General features: G+C 50.8%; 1 protein-coding gene, 2 tRNA genes and 1 rRNA gene. All 4 read right to left on the minus strand.

Features of this window, described 5'->3' with window-relative positions:
- A partial coding sequence (locus G7007_RS22075; protein WP_219859201.1) for a hypothetical protein occupies positions 1-185 on the minus strand: 185 nt, incomplete at its 3' end.
- Between the two features lie 123 nt (positions 186-308).
- Positions 309-384, minus strand: a tRNA-Ala gene (locus G7007_RS21830).
- Between the two features lie 31 nt (positions 385-415).
- Positions 416-492: transfer RNA gene (locus G7007_RS21835), tRNA-Ile, on the minus strand.
- Between the two features lie 86 nt (positions 493-578).
- A 16S ribosomal RNA gene (locus tag G7007_RS21840) occupies positions 579-640 on the minus strand; the annotation flags it as partial.

The following is a 640-nucleotide window of genomic DNA, read 5'->3' on the forward strand; positions in this document are numbered from 1 at the left end:
CCACGTCTTTCATCGCCTCTGACTGCCAAGGCATCCACCGTATGCGCTTCTTCACTTGACCATATAACCCCAAGCAATCTGGTTATACTGTGAAGACGACATTCGCCGAAAATTCGCATGTTGCGCTCTCGCGCAGAACTCACAAATTTTACCTTAGCCTGATCACCACCAGTGAAAGTGGCCATCAGTCTATTTCTATCACATATCCGAATTTTTAAAGAACGATCTGACAAAAGTCAGAAATCAACATTTCACAGCGCTGGGCTGCAAATGTTCATTTCTAAGTTCTGAACAGCAGACGATGTAAGTGGTGGAGCCAAGCGGGATCGAACCGCTGACCTCCTGCGTGCAAGGCAGGCGCTCTCCCAGCTGAGCTATGGCCCCGTGTGTCGTAGCGTCAAGCCGCACCATGAAATGGTAGGTCTGGGCAGATTTGAACTGCCGACCTCACCCTTATCAGGGGTGCGCTCTAACCAACTGAGCTACAGACCTATAACAGGGTCGCGTTACAGCATCGTCTTCGTACAAAGAATCAAGCAATTCGTGTGGGGGCTCATCAGCTGGCTGATGTCGTCGATTAAGGAGGTGATCCAGCCGCAGGTTCCCCTACGGCTACCTTGTTACGACTTCACCCCAGTCA

Origin of the sequence: Pseudomonas entomophila (assembly GCF_013523125.1) — a bacterium.
GTDB lineage: Bacteria > Pseudomonadota > Gammaproteobacteria > Pseudomonadales > Pseudomonadaceae > Aquipseudomonas > Aquipseudomonas entomophila_B.